At 64.6% G+C, this 2,655-nt stretch carries 2 protein-coding genes and 1 pseudogene; all 3 read left to right on the top strand.

The window, feature by feature from the left end; translation table 11 throughout:
• Positions 1 to 462 precede the first annotated feature (462 nt).
• Positions 463 to 1,791, top strand: a complete 1,329-nt coding sequence (locus H7290_RS14315) for an ISL3 family transposase (RefSeq protein ID WP_366927640.1) — start codon at positions 463 to 465, stop codon at positions 1,789 to 1,791.
• 51 nt (positions 1,792 to 1,842) lie between these two features.
• Positions 1,843 to 2,093: pseudogene (locus H7290_RS21395) on the top strand (SDR family oxidoreductase); the annotation flags it as partial.
• 64 nt (positions 2,094 to 2,157) lie between these two features.
• A complete protein-coding gene (locus H7290_RS14305; protein ID WP_290514689.1) occupies positions 2,158 to 2,574 on the top strand; it encodes an SDR family oxidoreductase in 417 nt (138 codons plus the stop codon).
• Positions 2,575 to 2,655 lie beyond the last annotated feature (81 nt).

Below are 2,655 nucleotides of genomic sequence, written 5' to 3'. Positions count from 1 at the left end.
TACGTGAGTTGGTTGCCCTGAAAGTGATGCGACATATGCACGATGATGGAAGCGGCAAGGTCACCTTCTCGCACCGCAGACTGCAGGAGTACCTTGCGACCTGCTACCTAATGCAGCCGGGGCGACACTTAGATGCCCGTCAACTTCTTACTGATGGCGAATGGCGCGAAGTAGCAGTGGCCATTTGTCAAACACAACCTGCCGAGAACCTCGCTGAGCTAACGAGAGTTGCTGAGATACTCCTGCAATCCCATGCCGAAGCCGTGCGCTGCGGAGGCCCTTGGTCCCCCGAAACCAGGTTTGGTGGCTCTTCGAACTTGAGCGGGCAAGCACTGGTCGGGGGTGTTGATGTAGGACACCCGCGACCTCGGTGATCATGGCTGTTGTCGAAGCAGCAAATGGTCACAAGGTGAGGTCGCGGGCTTGTTCCAGCGTACGCACGTTCAGCATGTTCAAAACGATGTGGTGTCGGACGCCTCGCGTCTGCTTGGCCTGGAGGGCCTCGCGGTCCAGCGGGTCGACTCGGACGCGTTCGGAGGCCGGGTGGTGCATGTCGTGACCGCCGATGAGAGCGCGTCGGCGTGCCCCGGTTGTGGGGTGCTCTCGGTCACCCTGAAGGGTTTGGCCTGTACCAGGCCCAGGGACATCCCCTACGGGACAACGAGATTGCGTCTGATCTGGCACAAACGGCGGTGGCGCTGCAAGGAGCAGTTGTGCCCTCGGGCTTCGTTCACCGAGTCGCTTCCTGCGGTGCGGGCACGCTCGAGGCTGACGACACGGTTTCGGGCCGAGCTCGGGTCCGCGGTTGCCGAGCAGCAGCGATGCGTATCCGAAGCCGCGGCTCACTACGGCGCCAGCTGGCCCATCGTCCACAACGCTTTCGTCGAGCACGTCCGGGTCCCGCTGGCGGCCCCACTGCCCGAGGTGAAGGTGTTGGGGATGGATGAAACCCGCCGCGGCAAACCAGTGTGGGCCCAGAACCTGCACACGCAGCGGTGGGAGCTGGTCCATGACAGATGGCATACGGGGTTTGTCGACGCCGCGGGGACCGGCGGCCTGCTCGCCCAGATCGAGGGCCGCAGCGCCGCTGCCACCATCGCGTGGCTGAACGCTCAGCCAGCGTCGTGGCGGGCAGGGATCACCCATGTGACCATCGACCTGTCTGCGTCTTACGCCAAGGCCGCACGGGAGGCGTTGCCGAACGCTGTGCTGGTGGCCGATCGGTTCCACCTGGTCGCTCTCGGGAACGACATGCTCACCGGGGTCCGCCAACGAGTCATCCGCGAGACCGAGGGCAGGCGCGGCCGCAAGACCGACCCGGCCTGGGCGGCTCGGCGCCGGCTGCTCACCGGACACGAACGGCTCCGGCCCGATTCCTTTGCGAAGATGTGGAACTCGCTGATCGACAGCGGCGACGCCGGGGTGCTCATACTTCAGGCCTATACCGTCAAGGAGGAGCTACGCAGCCTCCTTAGCTTGGCCGGCACGAACCCCGAACGCCACATCATCCGGACCCACCTGGACAGTTTCTACCAGCGGGCCGCCGCAACCGATGCGCCCGAGGTTCACCGCCTGGCCGCGACCATCGAGGCGTGGTGGCCGGCTATCGAAGCGGGCATCCTGACCGGGTACTCGAACTCCAGGTCGGAGGGCTACAACCGCCTGGCAAAACACCAAGGCCGCAACGCTTTTGGGTTCCGCAACCCGGTCAACCAACGCCGTCGGATACGGTGGGCATGTACCCGCAAATATCGGCGGGCCTCAGCCGTGAAGACCACAATGCCCGGCTAAGTTCGAAGAGCCGGTTTTCCCGGGTTTCTTGGATCTGCACTGCTCCCCCGGGTGCTGGCGCGGCGTGAGGGAGTCCGGGCCATCTGCCTGGTCCAGCCCCAGCACCTGGCGCTGGCCCAACACCGGCTCCATGAGATCGAGTCCGAGCATCCTCACACGCTCAACCGTGTTGAGCTGATCGAGGGCGACATCACTGCCCCCGGCTGGGCATCGACCCCGCCGGCCAGAAGGTTCTCGACGAAGTGACCGAGGTCTGGCACCTGGCCACGATCTACGACCTCGCTGTCGCCCATGGGATAGCCCACCGGGTCAACGTCGAGGGAACCGCCCGGGTCCTGGAGTTCTGCCAGTCACGTCCGCAAGACGATGGCGAACGGTCTGCCGGCCACCATCTTCCGGCCCGGTATCGTCGTCGGCGACTCCCAGACCGGCGAGACCCAGAAGTACGACGGCCCCTACTTCCTTGCAGCATTCATGCAGCGGCAGCTCGCCCTGGCGGTGGTTCCTGCGGTCGGCGCCATTGACCGGGTCAGGGTCTCGCTGGTCCCCCGGGACTTCGTCATCGAGGCGATGGACCAGCTGTCCGTGCTGGATCGGTCGATCGGCCAGACCTCCGCCCTGACGCACCCGGACCCGCCGACCACCCGACAGGTGGTCGACCTCATCGCCAGCCACCTCGGCAAGACGGTGATCTGGGTATGGCTGCCGCTGCGCCTCACCCGGGCCGCGGTCGGCTCGGTGCCGCTATTTGATAGAGGCTTGGAAATTGCTACTTCGCGTTGAAAGTCGTTGGTAGCGTTATTCTTTCGTGGTGGAGGCCAAATTCTTTCGTGAAGTCGGCGTATTCGTCAGCGACGACGTCCT

The sequence above is a fragment of the Aeromicrobium sp. genome (assembly GCF_014378035.1).
In the GTDB taxonomy this organism is placed as follows: Bacteria; Actinomycetota; Actinomycetes; order Propionibacteriales; family Nocardioidaceae; genus Aeromicrobium.
This window is presented reverse-complemented; position numbering and strand designations above follow the sequence as displayed.